This is a genomic window from Enterobacter sp. 61D5 (genome assembly GCF_034107965.1).
Taxonomy (GTDB): domain Bacteria; phylum Pseudomonadota; class Gammaproteobacteria; order Enterobacterales; family Enterobacteriaceae; genus Enterobacter; species Enterobacter cloacae_M.
On sequence record NZ_JAWNFK010000010.1, the window covers coordinates 77269 to 94798 of the forward strand.

General features: G+C 53.1%; 16 protein-coding genes. 8 read left to right on the top strand and 8 right to left on the bottom strand.

Features of this window, described 5'->3' with window-relative positions:
• Positions 1-3: 3 nt before the first annotated feature.
• Positions 4-1827 carry a ribosome-dependent GTPase TypA gene (gene typA / locus UTM25_RS11995; RefSeq protein WP_023309762.1) on the bottom strand — a complete coding sequence of 608 codons (1824 nt, stop codon included), beginning with the start codon at positions 1825-1827 and terminating at the stop codon, positions 4-6.
• 378 nt (positions 1828-2205) lie between these two features.
• Between typA and glnA the strand changes: the two genes are divergently transcribed.
• The 4 genes from glnA (at position 2206) to UTM25_RS12015 (ending at position 6482) form a co-directional block, all read left to right on the top strand.
• Positions 2206-3615, top strand: a complete 1410-nt coding sequence (gene glnA, locus UTM25_RS12000) for a glutamate--ammonia ligase (RefSeq protein WP_023309763.1) — start codon at positions 2206-2208, stop codon at positions 3613-3615.
• 171 nt (positions 3616-3786) lie between these two features.
• Positions 3787-4836 (top strand): nitrogen regulation protein NR(II), encoded by a 1050-nt coding sequence (gene glnL / locus UTM25_RS12005; RefSeq protein ID WP_008501857.1) that lies wholly within the window; start codon positions 3787-3789, stop codon positions 4834-4836.
• Between the two features lie 11 nt (positions 4837-4847).
• Positions 4848-6260, top strand: coding sequence for a nitrogen regulation protein NR(I) (gene glnG, locus UTM25_RS12010; protein ID WP_023309765.1), 1413 nt, complete (start codon positions 4848-4850; stop codon positions 6258-6260).
• A 111-nt stretch (positions 6261-6371) separates the two neighbouring features.
• Positions 6372-6482, top strand: a complete 111-nt coding sequence (locus tag UTM25_RS12015; RefSeq protein WP_023333898.1) for a YshB family small membrane protein — start codon at positions 6372-6374, stop codon at positions 6480-6482.
• 72 nt (positions 6483-6554) lie between these two features.
• Here the strand turns inward: UTM25_RS12015 and hemN are convergent, their stop codons facing one another.
• Positions 6555-7928, bottom strand: coding sequence for an oxygen-independent coproporphyrinogen III oxidase (gene hemN, locus UTM25_RS12020; protein ID WP_194401794.1), 1374 nt, complete (start codon positions 7926-7928; stop codon positions 6555-6557).
• A gap of 188 nt (positions 7929-8116) precedes the next feature.
• Positions 8117-8632: a Der GTPase-activating protein YihI gene (yihI, locus tag UTM25_RS12025; protein ID WP_032644299.1), complete on the bottom strand. Its 516-nt coding sequence runs from the start codon at positions 8630-8632 to the stop codon at positions 8117-8119.
• Between the two features lie 577 nt (positions 8633-9209).
• On the opposite strand from yihI, the gene yihA reads away from it, so the two are divergent.
• Positions 9210-9839, top strand: a complete 630-nt coding sequence (gene yihA, locus UTM25_RS12030; protein ID WP_194401793.1) for a ribosome biogenesis GTP-binding protein YihA/YsxC — start codon at positions 9210-9212, stop codon at positions 9837-9839.
• Between the two features lie 311 nt (positions 9840-10150).
• On the opposite strand, the gene polA is transcribed toward yihA, so the two are convergent.
• Together polA and UTM25_RS22625 are read right to left on the bottom strand one after the other, a co-directional pair.
• Positions 10151-12943 carry a DNA polymerase I gene (polA, locus tag UTM25_RS12035; protein ID WP_194401792.1) on the bottom strand — a complete coding sequence of 931 codons (2793 nt, stop codon included), beginning with the start codon at positions 12941-12943 and terminating at the stop codon, positions 10151-10153.
• A 337-nt stretch (positions 12944-13280) separates the two neighbouring features.
• The gene (locus tag UTM25_RS22625; protein ID WP_414146754.1) at positions 13281-13544 is read right to left on the bottom strand and encodes a hypothetical protein; all 264 of its coding nucleotides are present in this window, start codon (positions 13542-13544) and stop codon (positions 13281-13283) included.
• Between UTM25_RS22625 and UTM25_RS12040 the strand changes: the two genes are divergently transcribed.
• On the top strand, positions 13441-14292 hold the full coding sequence (locus UTM25_RS12040; protein WP_414146753.1) for an acyltransferase: 852 nt from the start codon (positions 13441-13443) through the stop codon (positions 14290-14292). The two genes, UTM25_RS22625 and UTM25_RS12040, sit on opposite strands and share 104 nt — an antisense overlap.
• 23 nt (positions 14293-14315) lie before the next feature.
• On the opposite strand, the gene dsbA is transcribed toward UTM25_RS12040, so the two are convergent.
• The 3 genes from dsbA to UTM25_RS12055 form a co-directional block, all read right to left on the bottom strand.
• A complete protein-coding gene (gene dsbA, locus UTM25_RS12045; protein WP_032662678.1) occupies positions 14316-14939 on the bottom strand; it encodes a thiol:disulfide interchange protein DsbA in 624 nt (207 codons plus the stop codon).
• Positions 14940-14966: 27 nt separating this feature from the next.
• Positions 14967-15953 (bottom strand): serine/threonine protein kinase, encoded by a 987-nt coding sequence (locus tag UTM25_RS12050; RefSeq protein WP_194401790.1) that lies wholly within the window; start codon positions 15951-15953, stop codon positions 14967-14969.
• A 75-nt stretch (positions 15954-16028) separates the two neighbouring features.
• Positions 16029-16298 carry a YihD family protein gene (locus UTM25_RS12055; RefSeq protein WP_003861904.1) on the bottom strand — a complete coding sequence of 90 codons (270 nt, stop codon included), beginning with the start codon at positions 16296-16298 and terminating at the stop codon, positions 16029-16031.
• A gap of 68 nt (positions 16299-16366) precedes the next feature.
• Here UTM25_RS12055 and mobA point away from each other — a divergent pair, with 68 nt between their 5' ends.
• Positions 16367-16951: a molybdenum cofactor guanylyltransferase MobA gene (mobA, locus tag UTM25_RS12060; protein WP_194401789.1), complete on the top strand. Its 585-nt coding sequence runs from the start codon at positions 16367-16369 to the stop codon at positions 16949-16951.
• Positions 16948-17451, top strand: a complete 504-nt coding sequence (mobB, locus tag UTM25_RS12065) for a molybdopterin-guanine dinucleotide biosynthesis protein MobB (protein WP_048975670.1) — start codon at positions 16948-16950, stop codon at positions 17449-17451. The genes mobA and mobB overlap by 4 nt, the downstream gene beginning before the upstream one ends.
• Positions 17452-17530 lie beyond the last annotated feature (79 nt).

The following is a 17530-nucleotide window of genomic DNA, read 5'->3' on the forward strand; positions in this document are numbered from 1 at the left end:
GTATTACTCTTCTTTCGCACCGCGCATAGCACGTTTACGATCGTTCTCGGTCAGGTGACGTTTACGGATACGAATTGACTGTGGAGTCACTTCGACCAGTTCGTCATCATCGATGAATTCCAGAGCCTGCTCCAGAGTCATCTTGATCGGTGGAACCAGAACCGTTGCTTCGTCAGTACCGGACGCACGCATGTTGGTCAGTTTCTTACCGGTCAGGCAGTTTACGGTCAGGTCGTTAGAACGACTGTGAATACCGATGATCTGGCCTTCGTAAACTTCAGCGCCGTGGCCCAGGAACAGCTTGCCGCGATCCTGCAGACCGAACAGCGCAAACGCAACCGCTTTACCCTGACCGTTGGAGATCAGCACGCCGTTGTTACGCTGGCCCACTTCGCCCGGACGAACGTCGTCGTAGTGGCTGAAGGTGGAGTACAGCAGGCCGGTACCGGAGGTCATGGTCATGAACTCTGAACGGAAGCCGATCAGACCACGGCTTGGGATCACGTAGTCGAGACGTACGCGGCCTTTGCCATCTGGATTCATGTTTTTCAGGTCGCCTTTACGCTCACCCAGAGCCTGCATCACAGAACCCTGATGCTGCTCTTCAACGTCCAGCGTTACGTTTTCGAACGGCTCTTGTTTACGGCCGTCGATCTCGCGGAAGATTACTTTCGGACGGGAAACCGCCATTTCGAAACCTTCACGACGCATGTTCTCAATCAGAACAGACAGGTGCAGCTCACCACGACCAGAAACGCGGAATGCATCAGCATCTTCGGTTTCTTCAACGCGCAGCGCAACGTTGTGCACCAGCTCTTTGTTCAGGCGGTCAAGGATCTGACGAGAGGTAACGAATTTACCTTCTTTACCACAGAACGGAGAGGTGTTGACGTTGAAGAACATGGATACGGTTGGTTCATCAACGGACAGGGCTGGCAGCGCTTCGACGTTCTGCGGATCGCAGATGGTGTCGGAGATGTTCAGCTCACCCAGACCGGTGATAGCGATGATGTCGCCCGCTTCCGCAACGTCACTCTCGATACGCTCAAGACCCAGGTGAGTCAGTACTTTACCGACTTTACCGTTACGGGTTTTGCCTTCGCTATCGATGATAGTAACCTGCTGGTTAGGCTTCACTTTACCGCGCTTGATACGACCAATGCCGATTACGCCAACGTAGTTGTTGTAGTCGAGCTGAGAGATCTGCATCTGCAGGGTGCCGTCGAGATCGACGTTTGGTGCAGGAACACGGTCAACAATCGCCTGATACAGCGGGGTCATGTCTTCAGCCATGTCTTCGTGGTCCAGACCTGCGATACCGTTCAGCGCAGAGGCGTAAACGATAGGGAAGTCCAGCTGCTCGTCGGTCGCGTCGAGGTTAACGAACAGGTCGAAGACCTGGTCAACAACCCAGTCAGGACGCGCGCCAGGGCGGTCAACTTTGTTGATAACAACGATTGGCTTCAGACCATGGGCAAAAGCTTTTTTGGTCACGAAGCGCGTCTGTGGCATTGGGCCATCCATTGCGTCAACGACCAGCAGAACGGAGTCTACCATGGACATTACACGTTCAACTTCACCACCGAAGTCGGCGTGCCCTGGGGTATCAACGATGTTGATACGGTAGTCATTCCATTTAATCGCGGTGTTTTTCGCGAGGATGGTAATCCCACGCTCTTTCTCCAAATCGTTGGAGTCCATCACGCGTTCTTGGGTTTCGGCACGCGCATCAAACGTACCGGATTGCTGCAGCAGCTTGTCAACCAGGGTAGTTTTACCATGGTCTACGTGCGCGATGATGGCGATGTTACGCAAATTTTCGATCACAACTTTGCCTCAGGCATTTAGAAATAGCGCGTTATTGTACACGGATTAATCGCACTACAAAACAGGATCACAAACATCCCCCGCAAACAAGTATCGCAGAGATGCTTTGTGATCGCTTTCACGGAGCGGTAAAAGGGCACCTTAACGTAAATTGCACCAATATGGTGCTCAATGTTCACATTGAAGCACTATACTGGTGCAACAAATCCATTGTGGTGCAGCCCTTTTGCACTATGGTGCGCATGATAACGCCTTTTTGGGGTGATTTAAAAGTTGGCACAGATTTCGCTTTATAAAAAACACATGGCACCAGCCAGTACAAACAGAAATTGAAGACCTCGTTACCACGACGACAATGACCAATCTGGAGAGTTAAGTATGTCCGCTGAACACGTTTTGACGATGCTGAACGAACATGAAGTGAAGTTTGTTGATCTGCGCTTCACCGATACCAAAGGTAAAGAACAGCACGTCACAATCCCTGCTCATCAGGTGAACGCCGAATTCTTTGAAGAAGGCAAAATGTTTGACGGCTCCTCCATTGGTGGCTGGAAAGGCATTAACGAATCCGACATGGTTCTGATGCCAGACGCGACCACTGCGGTCATTGATCCGTTCTTCGAAGAACCAACCCTGATCATCCGTTGCGACATCCTCGAGCCAGGCACGCTGCAGGGCTACGACCGCGACCCACGTTCTATCGCGAAACGCGCTGAAGAGTACCTGCGTTCTACCGGCATCGCAGACACCGTTCTGTTCGGGCCAGAGCCAGAATTCTTCCTGTTCGATGACATCCGTTTCGGTGCCTCTATTTCTGGCTCCCACGTGGCTATCGACGACATCGAAGGTGCATGGAACTCCTCCACCAAATACGAAGGCGGTAACAAAGGTCACCGTCCTGGCGTGAAGGGCGGTTACTTCCCGGTTCCTCCGGTCGACTCTGCACAGGACATTCGTTCCACCATGTGTCTGGTGATGGAAGAGATGGGCCTGGTTGTTGAAGCTCACCACCACGAAGTGGCGACTGCTGGTCAGAACGAAGTGGCAACCCGCTTCAACACCATGACCAAAAAAGCGGACGAAATTCAGATCTACAAATACGTTGTGCACAACGTTGCGCACCGTTTCGGTAAAACCGCGACCTTCATGCCAAAACCAATGTTTGGCGATAACGGTTCCGGTATGCACTGCCACATGTCTCTGTCCAAGAACGGTACCAACCTGTTCTCTGGCGACAAATATGCCGGTCTGTCCGAGCAGGCGCTGTATTACATCGGTGGTGTTATAAAACACGCTAAAGCGATCAACGCCCTGGCGAACCCAACCACGAACTCCTACAAGCGTCTGGTCCCGGGCTACGAAGCGCCAGTGATGCTGGCCTACTCTGCACGTAACCGTTCTGCTTCTATCCGTATCCCGGTGGTGGCTTCTCCTAAAGCGCGTCGTATCGAAGTTCGCTTCCCGGACCCAGCGGCTAACCCATACCTGTGCTTCGCAGCACTGCTGATGGCCGGTCTGGACGGTATCAAGAACAAGATCCACCCGGGCGAAGCGATGGACAAAAACCTGTACGACCTGCCGCCAGAAGAAGCGAAAGAGATCCCACAGGTTGCTGGCTCTCTGGAAGAAGCCCTGCAGGCGCTGGACGCAGACCGCGAGTTCCTGACTGCAGGTGGCGTATTCACTGACGACGCTATCGATGCTTACATCGCCCTGCGTATGGAAGAGAACGACCGCGTGCGTATGACTCCACACCCGGTTGAGTTCGAACTGTACTACAGCGTTTAATAAAAGTTGTTTTACCCGGCGTGATAAACGCCGGGGGTAGTTGCCGTGGAAACTTTTAGCCCATCTCCGGATGGGCTTTTTTCTCCACCAACAACCTGATCTCACGCCCTTTTTACGCCGAAAACGCTATACTGCACTAAATTAGTGCAAACGACTCCAGGAGACTGCTGAATGGCAACTGGCACGCTGCCCGATGCTGGGCAGATCCTCAATTCTTTGATTAACAGCATATTGCTGGTCGATGACGAGCTGGCCGTTCATTACGCCAACCCGGCCGCGCAGCAGCTGCTCGCCCAAAGCGCACGTAAACTGTTCGGCACCCCGCTTCCTGAACTCCTGAGCTATTTTTCGCTGAATATTGGCCTGATGCAGGAAAGTTTGCAGGCTGGCCAGGGGTTTACCGATAACGAAGTCACGCTGGTGATCGACGGGCGCTCGCACATTCTGTCGCTAACAGCGCAACGTCTTCCCGAAGGTCTGATCCTGCTGGAAATGGCGCCGATGGATAATCAGCGTCGACTGAGCCAGGAGCAGCTTCAACATGCGCAGCAGATTGCCGCCCGTGACCTGGTGCGCGGTCTGGCACATGAAATCAAAAACCCGCTGGGTGGATTACGCGGCGCGGCGCAGCTTCTGACCAAGGCGCTGCCCGATCCCGCGCTGGCGGAATATACCAACGTCATCATTGAGCAGGCGGACCGTCTGCGGAACCTGGTAGACCGTCTTCTCGGTCCGCAGCAGCCGGGAATGCACGTCACAGAAAGCATCCATAAAGTGGCTGAGCGGGTGGTGAAGCTCGTCTCAATGGAGCTGCCAGAGAACGTCACGCTAGTACGTGATTACGACCCAAGCCTGCCGGAACTGGCCCATGACCCGGACCAGATTGAGCAGGTCCTGTTGAATATTGTGCGTAATGCCCTGCAGGCGCTGGGGCCTGAAGGCGGTGAGATTATTTTACGCACCCGCACCGCCTTCCAGCTCACGTTACACGGCGTGCGCTACCGGCTGGCCGCCCGAATTGACGTTGAGGATAACGGGCCCGGCATTCCATCGCATTTGCAGGACACCCTGTTCTACCCGATGGTAAGCGGTCGCGAAGGCGGGACCGGCCTGGGCTTATCCATTGCCCGCAGTTTGATCGATCAACACTCCGGGAAAATTGAATTTACCAGTTGGCCGGGACATACCGAGTTTTCGGTTTTCCTGCCGATTAAAAAATAAAGGTGACGTTTATGCAACGAGGGATAGTCTGGGTAGTCGATGACGATAGCTCCATCCGTTGGGTGCTTGAACGCGCGCTCACAGGGGCAGGATTAAGCTGCACGACGTTTGAGAGCGGCAGCGAAGTGCTCGACGCACTCACCACCAAAACGCCAGATGTTCTGCTTTCGGATATTCGTATGCCGGGCATGGACGGGCTGGCGCTGTTAAAGCAGATCAAACAACGCCACCCTATGCTTCCGGTCATCATAATGACCGCGCACTCCGATCTGGATGCCGCAGTAAGCGCCTATCAGCAAGGGGCGTTTGATTACCTGCCCAAACCGTTTGATATCGACGAAGCGGTAGCGCTGGTTGAGCGCGCGATTAGCCATTATCAGGAGCAGCAACAGCCGCGCCACGCGCCCGATTTTGGGCCAACGACAGATATCATCGGTGAAGCGCCGGCGATGCAGGACGTGTTTCGCATTATCGGTCGTTTGTCCCGCTCGTCCATCAGCGTATTGATTAACGGTGAGTCGGGAACCGGTAAAGAGCTTGTGGCGCATGCATTGCACCGCCACAGCCCGCGGGCAAAAGCGCCGTTCATCGCCCTGAATATGGCGGCGATCCCGAAGGATTTGATTGAGTCCGAACTGTTCGGCCATGAAAAAGGGGCATTTACCGGCGCCAATACCATTCGCCAGGGGCGGTTCGAACAGGCTGACGGCGGCACACTGTTCCTGGATGAGATCGGCGATATGCCGCTGGATGTCCAGACCCGCCTGCTGCGCGTGCTGGCCGACGGGCAATTTTATCGCGTGGGCGGCTATGCGCCGGTGAAGGTGGACGTACGTATTATCGCCGCGACCCATCAGAACCTGGAACAACGCGTGCAGGAAGGAAAATTCCGTGAGGATTTATTCCACCGTCTGAACGTCATCCGCGTTCATCTGCCGCCGCTGCGTGAGCGTCGGGAAGATATTCCCCGCCTGGCACGCCATTTCCTGCAGGTAGCCGCCCGTGAGCTGGGCGTGGAAGCCAAGCAGCTTCATCCGGAAACCGATGCCGCTCTGACGCGTCTGGCGTGGCCGGGCAACGTGCGTCAGCTGGAAAATACCTGCCGCTGGTTAACCGTGATGGCTGCCGGGCAGGAAGTGCTGATTCAGGATTTACCGGCCGAGCTGTTTGAAGCGACCGCGCCTGAAAGCAGTACCGGGCACGCGCTGCCGGACAGCTGGGCGACGCTGCTGGCGCAGTGGGCCGACCGCGCGCTGCGTTCCGGTCATCAAAATCTGCTGTCTGAAGCTCAGCCGGAGATGGAGCGTACGCTGTTAACTACCGCGCTTCGTCATACGCAGGGTCATAAGCAGGAAGCCGCTCGCCTGCTGGGATGGGGACGTAATACCCTGACGCGCAAGCTTAAAGAGCTGGGAATGGAGTGATCGCACGCCGCTGTGTAAAGGTTATTAATTGAGCGCAAATTGCCGTTATTTTGCGCTTTACTGTTCCGATGAGTTTTGTATGATCGTGCCCGGAAATTGGGGGTGAACATCATGCTGGAAACAATCGTGAATATGCTCTCTAGCGGAGCCGCTGAAAGCCACACGCCACAAACAGCCGTTGCGGCTATGTTGTGCGCGGCGCTGGTTGGGCTGTTTAGCTAGCGAGTTGAACGTAAAAGCCGGGTGGCGGCTTCGCCTTACCCGGCCTACGTTTAGTGCTTTTGGCAATGCGCCTTAAATCACCCGCGAGAACTGCTGCAGTCGCGCTTTCTGACGCAGATACGCGTCAAAGCACATGCAGATATTACGAATCAACAGACGCCCTTTCGGCGTGACCTCAATCGCGCTCTCCGACACATCCACCAGCCCGTCTTTCGCCAGCGGTGCAATCAGCTTCAGGTCTTCCGCAAAATAATCGCTGAAGTGCAGATCCCACTGCGACTCAACGTCGCTGAAATCGAGACGGAAGTTGCAGATGAGCGCCTTAATCACCTCGCGCCGGATGCAGTCGTCGCGCGTTAACGCAATGCCGCGCCACAGCGCGTTGCCCGTTTCATCAACCTGCTGGTAGTAAAGCTTCAGCTCTTTCTGGTTCTGCGCGTAACAGTCGCCAATCATGCTGATAGCAGAGACGCCCATCCCCAGCAAATCGGTATCGCCCTGGGTTGTGTAGCCCTGGAAGTTACGGTGCAGAACGCCTTCACGCTGAGCAATCGCCAGCTCGTCATCCGGACGAGCAAAGTGATCCATCCCGATAAACTGATAGCCGGTTTCGGTCAGCGAGGCGATGGTTTCCTGCAGGATATCCAGCTTCTGCTGGGCAGAAGGAAGATCGGCATCTTTGATTTTGCGCTGAGCGGCAAAGAGCGTCGGCAGATGCGCATAGTTAAAGACGCTCAGGCGGTCCGGGTTGAGTTCGGCCACGCGCTTCAGGGTGAATGCGAAGCTTTCCGGCGTTTGCTTTGGCAGGCCGTATATCAGGTCAATATTGGTCGAGGTGAAACCAATCTCACGCGCGTGATTGAGTAAGGCAAAGATAAATTCTTCGTCCTGCTCGCGGTTCACCAGACGCTGAACCTCTTTATTGAAATCCTGCACGCCCATGCTCAGACGATTGAAGCCTTCGGCGCGTAAGTGATCCAGTACATCTAGCTCAATTTCACGCGGATCGACTTCGATCGAGATTTCAGCGTCGGCGTTAAAACTGAAATTGCCGCGCAGCAGGGTCATCAGGCGGCTTATTTGCGCTTTATTCAGATAGGTTGGCGTCCCGCCGCCCCAGTGCAGCTGGCTGACGTGACGGCCAGTAAACAGCGGCGCGCGATGGACAATTTCTTGTTCGAGCGCGTCAAGATACTGGTCGGCTTTGTGCTGCTGACGGGTAACGATTTTATTGCAGCCGCAGAAGTAGCAGAGCTTATGGCAGAACGGAATATGGACGTAGAGCGACAGCGGACGCTCAGGATAGCGCGCGACAGCCTGCTGGAAATCAGCCTCGCCGAAAGCATCGGAGAACTCCAGCGCGGTGGGGTATGACGTATAACGCGGCCCGGAATAGTTATATTTCTGGATTAGGGCCAAATCCCAGTCGATAGTTGGTGCTGACATGCTCACTCCTTCCGTTGGTGTCGCGTTCGTATACGGCGGCCCGTTCTGGCCCCATCGCGGGCCATCATTCGGGTGCGCAGCCACTTCTGTCGCCGCGACAACCGCCGTAGTTTAACGAATAACCACACCAGATAACATATAACCGGAAGGGTTATAAGCAGGACTATCGTGCCTGCCGGGTGCAAATGTTAGTTTCCACCCTTCAGAAGACGCATCATATCTTCCTGCTTCTCGTCTTCTTCTTCATCTTCGTCATCGTCGTATGACAGGCCCAGCTTCTGCATCAGTTCATCGATACGATCCAGTTTGGCATCCACCCATGACTGCTCTTCAGCGGTCAGGGTTTCACCTTCTTCAAGACGTTCCAGCAGCGCGTCCAGGCGCTCATCGTTCTCCAGCAAATCCAGCTCAGCCTGCGGTGAAAGCATAGGTTTCTCGCTCTTTGGTTTATGCTGCTTAGTGACCGGGGTGTCTGTCACGCCCAGTGGAATGGGAGTTTTACTGCCGATACGAGGGTCTTTCTGCTGTTTGCCTTTTGCAGAAGCACCCGCTGCACCACCACCGTTGGCACGGCTACCCGCAGCGTGACCGCGATGTTTTTTGTCGCGTTTACGATCGCGCGCTTCCTGGTTCAGTTCTTCGCGCGTTTTGCGGCGTGCTTTTGCGGGGCGTTTCGCGCCCGCAGCGGAGGTTGGTTTTTTCATGATGTTTTATCTTTAAGTCGTTTTCTTCAGTATAGAATTGCGGCGAAATCTAGCAGAAAGCAAGCAAAGAAAAAAGGCGACAGAGCAATCTGTCGCCTTTTTTCCTGACTCACAACCCTTAGCGGGTCAGACTTTCCGTGTTTGCCAACAACAAACCCTGTTTATCCCTTGGCTAATACCGTCCGTGATACGGTTCCATTTCCTTTTAAAACGCCTCCAGGCGCTGGTCATCCTGACAATCCTGCGTCTTCGCCTCCTGGCGCTCCTGACCCTAATCCTTAAGTCGATTTCCTGTTGGCTTCCTCGCCCTGACGCACACTTTACCTTGTTCCGTTAAACTAACAAGCAACGAAACGGTACAAAAAGGGTTTTTCAGACAATTACCTGGAAATAAGCTTATGATTTAAAACAGTTTGCCTTTTTTGACGCCTGCGAATTCTCTGAAATCTCCCATAGCATTACTGGCCGATCTCTCACACCGGTTGTGGCATTCGCCTACAGCTCATAGCAATCAGAAAAGCCTTTTGCCTGCATTCGGGTATAATCCCCTTCAGATTACGATTTTGGAGACGACCACGTGACTACCTGGAACTACCAACAGACGCATTTTGTCACCAGTGCGCCCGATATTCGGCACCTTCCTTCTGATACCGGTATTGAAGTGGCATTTGCTGGCCGCTCCAATGCGGGGAAATCCAGCGCCCTGAATACGCTGACCAATCAGAAGAGCCTGGCGCGCACCTCAAAAACACCTGGCCGTACCCAGCTGATCAACCTGTTTGAAGTCGCAGAGGGCAAACGCCTGGTCGACTTACCGGGCTACGGTTACGCGCAGGTACCGGAAGAGATGAAAATCAAGTGGCAGCGTGCGCTGGGTGAATACCTGGAAAAACGCCTGTGCCTGAAAGGTCTGGTTGTGCTGATGGATATACGCCATCCCCTGAAAGATCTGGATCAGCAGATGATCGACTGGGCTGTAGCAAGCGATATCGCCGTGCTGGTGCTGCTGACGAAAGCCGATAAGCTGGCGAGCGGCGCGCGCAAAGCGCAGGTGAATATGGTTCGCGAAGCGGTTCTGGCGTTCAACGGTGATGTGCAGGTTGAGCCGTTCTCCTCGCTGAAAAAGCAGGGCGTGGACAAGCTGCGTCAGAAGCTCGATACCTGGTTTAGCGAGCTGGAACCCGCGACGGAAGCGGAACAAGAGTAATACGGAGCGCGGCGATAGCCGCGTTTTTTTTGCCTGAATTTTTCTTTGCCGCAATAAAAAACGCCCCAGTCATTACTGACTGGGGCGGCTAAAATATTCAGCCAAATCCGATTACGTGAAGTAAAAGGTCTGAAAGATAGAACATCTTACCTCTGTACCCTACGCCGACAACTCTACCCCTTTTTGTGCTGCAGAAAAAGCACTTTTTGTAGTTTTTTTTCATTCTTTACATAGGGAATTCTAATGATTGTCACAAAACGCACGTTGTTATGTTGCAAACTTACATAAAAAGCGCGTTATGCGAAGAACCCTTAGTGAGCCTGATCCCAGTTTTCGCCACTTCCTACTTCCACCAGCAACGGCACGTCAAGCGTCATGCTGCTTTCCATCAGTTCGTGGACCTTCTTCGACACGGCGTCGAGGTCGTCTTTATGCACTTCAAATACCAGTTCATCGTGTACCTGCATGATCATTTTCACGCGAGGCTTCTCTTCTTCCAGCCAGGCATCAACGGCGATCATGGCACGCTTAATAATGTCCGCCGCGGTACCCTGCATCGGGGCGTTGATCGCCGCACGCTCTGCGCCAGCGCGACGCGCCGCGTTGCTGGATTTGATGTCCGGTAAGTAGAGACGGCGGCCATCCAGGGTTTCGACGTAACCTTTTTCCTTCGCCTGCGCGCGGGTGCGTTCCATATATTCCAGCACGCCCGGATAACGCTCGAAATAGAGATCCATATACTTCTGCGACTCTTTACGCGGAATGTTGAGCTGGCGCGAAAGACCAAATGCGCTCATGCCGTAAATAAGACCGAAGTTGATCGCCTTAGCACTGCGGCGCTGCTCGTTGGTCACGCTCTCCAGCGGCAAGCCGAAGACTTCCGCCGCGGTTGCCCGGTGGATATCCTTCCCTTCTGCAAACGCAGTCAGCAGGCCTTTGTCGCGGGACAGATGCGCCATAATGCGCAGCTCAATTTGCGAGTAGTCAGCAGAGACAATCAGATAATCCTCTGGTGCTATGAAAGCCTGGCGAATACGGCGGCCTTCTTCGTTACGTACCGGGATGTTCTGCAGGTTGGGATCGGTTGACGAGAGACGACCGGTCGCCGCGACAGCCTGATGGTAAGACGTGTGCACACGACCCGTTTTCGGGTTGATCATCAGCGGAAGCTTGTCGGTGTAGGTAGACTTCAGCTTCGCGAGGCCACGGTACTGCAGAATCACTTTTGGCAGCGGGTAATCCAGCGCCAGCTCTTCCAGCACCTCTTCAGAGGTTGACGGCGCGCCGCCAGGAGTTTTCTTCAGCGGCTTGATGCCCTGCTTTTCAAACAGAATGGTTTGCAGCTGCTTCGGCGAAGAGAGGTTAAACGGCTCGCCAGCAAGCTCATGCGCTTTTTGCTCGAGCTCGGTCAGACGCTGCGCCAGCTCCCCGGAGTGGTTATGCAGCACCGTTGGGTCGATTTTCACGCCGTTGCGTTCAATGCGGGACAGCACGGGCACCAGCGGCATCTCGATATGCTGGAACACGTTCAGCGGACCTTCAAGCTTCTGCAGTTTTGGCCACATCTTCAGGTGCAGCTGCAGCGTGACATCTGCGTCTTCCGCCGCGTAGCGCCCCGCTTCTTCCAGAGCAATCTGGTTAAAGGTGAGCTGATTTTTCCCTTTACCGGCAATCTCTTCAAAGGTGATCGTTTTGTGCTTGAGCCAGCGGTCAGATAAGGAATCCATATCATGGCGGCCCGCGACGCTGTCCAGAATGTAGGATTCAAGCATGGTGTCGAAGGCAATCCCGCGCAGTTCAATGCCGTAATTTTGCAGAATGCCTCGGTCGTACTTGAGGTTTTGCCCAACCTTGAGCGCCTTTTCGTCTTCCAGGATCGGCTTCAGCAGCTCAAGCACGCGTTCACGGGAGATCTGCTCCGGCGCATCCAGGTAATCGTGCGCCACAGGGACGTAGGCGGCAATACCCGGCTCTGTCGCAAATGACAGGCCAACCATATTGGCAGAGATGTTATCGAGGCTGTCGGTTTCGGTATCAAAGGCGAAGACCGGCGCCTTTTTCAGTTTATCGATCCAGGCGATCAGCCGTGACTCTTCAAGAATGGTTTCGTAGTTGTCGAAGGAAAGCGCCACGGCTTCTTCTTCCGCCTGCTCTTCTGCGTCAACGACGATTGTCTCCTTCGGCTTTGCAGCAGGTTTAGCCCCTTTCGCCTGCAGCCATTTACCGGCTTCCACGTCAGCGGTCCAGCGCTTGAATTCGTATTTCTTAAACAGGCTCAGCAGATCGTCAGCGGAAGGTTGTTGCACTTCAAGCTGCTCACAGCCCAGCTCCAGTTCGACATCGGTTTTGATTGTGGCCAGCTTATAGGAGAGATAAGCCACCTCTTTGTTCTCTTCCAGTTTTCCGGCCATGGTTTTTGCGCCACGGAAGGAGAGCCCGGCGATTTTGTCCGGCTCCGCGTAGAGCGTATCCAGACCACCCAGCCCCTGGAGCAGCGCCTGAGCGGTTTTTTCACCGACGCCAGGGACACCCGGGATGTTATCCGAGGAGTCGCCCATCAACGCGAGGAAGTCGATAATCAGCTCAGGCGGCACGCCGTACTTTGTGACCACTTCTTCTGGCCCCAGAATGGTGTTGGTCATGGTGTTAATCAGGGTGATGCCTGGCGTCACCAGCTGCGCCATATCTTTATCACCGGTACTGATCAGAACAGGACGCCCCATCTTTTCTGCTTCACGCGCCAGCGTACCGATGACGTCATCGGCTTCAACGCCAGAGACGGCCAGCAGCGGCAGCCCCATCGCTTTTACCATGGTGTGCAGCGGCTCAATCTGCGCGCGCAGATCGTCAGGCATTGGCGGACGGTGAGATTTGTAATGCTCAAACAGCTCGTCGCGGAAAGTTTTACCTTTCGCATCAAAGACCACAGCCGCATGGGTTGGCTGATACTGAAGGATCAGGCTGCGCAGCATGTTCAGCACGCCGTACATTGCGCCGGTAGGTTCCCCTGCGCTATTGGTCAGAGGAGGAAACGCATGGTATGCCCGATACAGGTAAGAAGAGCCATCGACGAGAATAAGAGGGTTTTCTGGGATCTGAACCATAATGTCCGTGCCTTTAATCAATTTATGGGTAAAGGATGCCACAGAAGGATGAAAACATCAGGTATTAGCGCCAGATACAGGAAAAGATTTTGCGATCGTGAGGATCGCTCGCAAAAATCAAACTGTGGATAAGTTTGTGTATATTTTCACTTCATATGAATAACAGACGTAAAAAAAACATATGAGTTAATTTTTAGATCTTAATTATCATGCTGTTATCGCATTAGATCTTCTCTATTTGGTCACCTGATGGCAATTTAGTCTATGTGGATATAAGCCTTGTTAAGCGCGGAATCACAGAGAAATCTTCTGCGACAGGGTAAAAGCGGCGAAATCATCACGTCAAATCTCCATTAATTTGTCTGTTTTCTGGTAAAATCAGCGCCCGGCGTTGCATAGCCGACCGCTCAATTACAGCTAACCATTTGAAAAAGCTCATCATGTCGAGATTGCTCGCTGCAATAACATTACTGTTAAGCATCATTTTAACTATCCTGTTGACTGTCGCCTGCTCTGTGCCGATCATTATCGCCGGGATCGTTAAACTGCTGTTGCCTGTCCCTGTGGTGTGGCGAGCCGTGTCCGCATTTTGTAATTTCATGATGTACTGCTGGTGCGAAGGACTGGCGATCCTGCTGTGCCTGAACCCGCATCTGAAGTGGGATATCAAAGGGCTGGAGAGTCTTAACAAGAAGAACTGGTATCTGCTGATCTGCAATCACCACAGCTGGGCGGACATCGTGGTGTTATGCGTACTTTTTCGCAAACACATCCCGATGAACAAATACTTTCTGAAACAGCAGCTCGCCTGGGTGCCTTTTATCGGGCTGGCCTGCTGGGCGCTTGATATGCCGTTTATGAAACGCTATTCGCGCAGCTATTTGATTCGTCATCCCGAGCGTCGCGGCAAAGATGTGGAGACCACGCGCCGTTCCTGCGAAAAGTTTCGCGCGCATCCTACGACCATCGTGAACTTTGTTGAAGGCTCCAGATTTACGGAGGAGAAGCATCAACAAACCCGCTCTCCTTATCAGCACTTGCTGCCGCCAAAGGCTGCGGGTATTGCGATGGCGCTTAACGTGCTGGGATCACAGTTCGATAAACTCCTGAACGTCACGCTCTGCTATCCGGAAAACGATAAGACGCCGTTCTACGATATGCTCAGCGGCAAACTGACGCGCATTGTTGTGCGTGTCGATCTGGTGCCGATAGATGCCGGGCTGCACGGTGATTACGTTAACGATAAGAATTTCAAGCGTCGTTTCCAGCAGTGGCTTAATACGCTCTGGAAAGAGAAAGACGAACAGATAGACAATATTAAATCTTCATACAAAAACGCCGGTCAGTGACCGGCGTTTTTACATCAGCGAAATTACTTTTTCTCAACCAGGTATTTCACGGTATCAGCATACTGCTGTACGAAGATATCCATGCTGCTGGTGTCCATGCCCTGCATGTTCAGCTGGTATTTGCCGTTAACAAACATCGCCGGAACGCCCTGAAGCTGGAGGTCAGCAGCCGCTTTTTCCTGCTGAGCAACCAGAGATTTCACCACAAAGCTGTTCCATGCAGCGTCATACTCTTCACCTTTCACGCCGGCATCAACGAACACTTTACGGATATCCGCAGTGGTCTGAACGGTCTGGGTTTTCTGTACGGCTTCAAACATTGGCGCAGTGATCTTATCTTCCACGCCCAGTGCCATCGCAACCGCCCACGCCTGGGTCAGGTCTTTACCCAATGGGCCCAGGAACTCGACGTGGTACTTGGTCATTTTGGTGCCTTCTGGCAGCTTTTTCTTCACGCTATCCGAAACATGCAGCACCTGCTCGAACTGATAGCAGTGTGGGCAGTAGAATGAGAAAAACTCCAGAACCTGTGGCTCGCCAGCGACCGGTTTGTCCAGCGTGGTGTACTGTTTGCCGTCGGTAAACTGCGCAGCAGAAGCGCTAAATGCCAGAATCATACCTGCCAGCGCCAGCCAAATTTTTTTCATGATTAACTCTCTCCTGGGTGTGTCCAATTAATACATCGGCGTTAATTGCAGAGGGGGTTCCTGAAGAACCTTGACCTGCTCAGTAAATGTAGATATCTGGCTACGCCAGTAATCCTCTCCGGTAAGCCACGGGAAATTCCGGGGAAATGCGGGATCGTCCCAACGCCTGATTAACCATGCGAGATAATAAACAAAACGCATCGCACGTAAAGGCTCAATCAGGGCAATTTCGTCTGAATTAAACGGGCTAAATTCTTCATAAGCTTCAATAATGGTTTCAAGCTGCATGCGTTGCTCGGCTTTGTCGCCATTGAGCAGCATCCACAGGTCCTGAACCGCGGGCCCCATACGCGCATCATCGAGATCGACAAACAGCGGGCCATCACGCCAGAGGATATTTCCTGCATGACAATCGCCATGCAGGCGCAGGACGGAAATATCGTCACGCCAGCAGGTTTTAACAGCAGCAATGAGCTTATCGGTGGCGTTGAGGAAATCATCCTTTAACGCAGCGGGGATCATGGCAGACGTTTCGAATATTTCGCGTGGCTCAAGAAGGTATTCCTGAATCCCGATAGTCGGGCGGGCAATAAAGGCTTTTTTGCGTCCCGTCTGGTGTATGCGCCCAAGATAGCGGGCAACCCACTCCATCTGATCGATATTATCCGCTTCAAACTGGCGGCCACCCAGGCTCGGGAATACAGCGTAGTAAAACCCTTCGTGCGTGAGGAGCGTTTGGTCATTGAATTTTAGCGGCGCGGCAACGGGAACATCGTCATCCAGCAGATCGTGAGCAAACTGATGCTCTTCCTGAATTTGTTCTGCGGACCAGCGTTCAGGACGATAGAACTTTACGACGAAGCGCTGACGATCCTCGTCCTGAAATTGATAGACGCGGTTTTCATAGCTGTTTAACGGTGTTAGCCCGGAATCCACCCGAATACCCTGTTCAAACAGGGCATCCATAATGGTGTCCGGGTGTAATGTCTGGAAAGTAAAAGCCTGGTCGTTCATCCGATCATCCGGAAATTATACGAATGATTCAGGATATCATCTTGTGGCGATTTCGGTGCCGCCGCTTACAAGCTTTTACTCTTTAATTACGCCTCGGGCGCGCAGTAATGCGGTCTTAAAATCTTCCTCATAATCCTTCTGAATACCAGGAATAACAGCATCTTTGGCAGAGTCACGCATTTTAAGGTGGTAGATCAGGATGTCGTCAGAAAGGTCTGCCAGTTCGCCGTCAAAACCTGACTCTTTCGCCAGTTTCTGTAAAAATTGCATCAGATTTAGCTCTGGCTCTTTTTGCCAGGCGGGCTGGAGGAGTTCAATAACTTCATTCAGACGTTTACATTTCATGGTGGTGCTCCTTTCATTTAGAGTGACACGTTAGCAGGGTCAATCCCACAATAAAAGAGGCGATATTCGTGAATCTTAGCCAGGAAATCATTGGGGTCGTTCTGGCAGGTGGCAGAGCAACGCGAATGGGGGGAAAAGATAAGGGGCTTCAACGCCTGAACGGCAAACCCTTATGGCAATGTGTCGCTGACATGCTCGCAGGCCAGGTGTCGACAATGGCCATCAGTGCTAACCGGCATATCGACACTTACCAGCTCAGCGGGTACGCCGTTTACCAGGATATCCTTGAGAATTACCCGGGACCGCTGGCTGGTATGCTTTCGGTCATGCAACAGTCTCACGGAGAGTGGTTCATCTTCTGTCCCTGCGATACTCCGTTTATTCCGTCCTGTCTTGTCGAGCGTTTGTTGCTGCTTCGGGGTACGGCTCCTGTGGTTTGGGTACATGACGGCGAGCGTGATCATCCTGCTATCGCATTGATGCACCGATCCCTAGCGCCAGCCCTGCAGTCCTATCTGGCTACGGGAGAGCGCAGGGTGATGGCCTTTATGCGCGAGTCTGGCGGTCATCCCGTTGATTTTAGCGATTTAAAATCAGCTTTTGTGAATGTGAATACGCCTGACGATTTGCAGATGATGCAGGAGAAAAGATGATACCTGTCGTAGCCATTTCCGCCTGGAGTGGGACCGGGAAAACCACGCTGCTGAAAAAGCTCATTCCTGCGCTTTGTGCCAGAGGTATCCGTCCAGGATTGATTAAACATACCCACCATAATATGGATGTCGATAGACCGGGCAAAGATAGCTATGCATTGCGTAAAGCGGGCGCAGCGCAAACGATGGTGGCAAGTACTCAACGCTGGGCGCTGATGACAGAAACGCCGGATGAGGCGCCGCTGGATCTCGCCTATCTGGTCAGCCGGATGGATCATGCCACGCTGGATCTGGTGCTGGTTGAGGGATTTAAGCATGAGGCCGTGCCTAAGATCCTGCTGTTCAGAAGCGATGCCGGGCATGATTTCAGCGAATTAACGCTGGATGAGCATGTGATTGCGGTGGCCAGTGATGTTGTATTGCCGCTTGAAGTTCCAATGCTGGATTTAAATGATGTGGATGGGATTGCGGAGTTTATTGTGGAGTGGAGTGCGATCTGACTTGCCGGGTGGCAGCTTTGCCTTATCTGGCCAACAAATTTCTGTGATGCTTAAACGTAAAAAGGCCATCCTTTCGGAT